The organism is Alkalihalophilus lindianensis (assembly GCF_032843265.1).
GTDB classification, from domain to species: Bacteria; Bacillota; Bacilli; order Bacillales; family Bacillaceae_D; genus Alkalihalophilus; species Alkalihalophilus lindianensis.
On record NZ_JAWJBA010000380.1, the window covers coordinates 1 to 269 of the forward strand.

Sequence of the window (269 nt, forward strand, 5' to 3'; positions counted from 1 at the left end):
TATATTGATGATGTTTTAGATGAATTTTTTAGAGCATTAGAAGGAAATCCTACCATTACGGGGAATTACTGTTCTGTTCCGGTAACTCATAAAATTAAACTTGGTGATTTAGCTCATTTAATCTTAAGTTTCAAAGAAAGCAGATCCAATTTAAGTATTCCTAATATGGAGTGTGCTTTGACCAAGAAGCTTTACAGTACCTACTTAAGTTTCTTGCCAGAAGATCAGTTTTCTTATGATCTTAAAATGAATTGCGACCACAGAGGATC

Annotated in this window: 1 pseudogene; it reads left to right on the forward strand. The window is 33.1% G+C overall.

The annotated features are described in order from the left end of the window. A pseudogene (locus tag RYX56_RS22665) lies at positions 1-269 on the forward strand (capsular polysaccharide biosynthesis protein CapF); the annotation flags it as partial.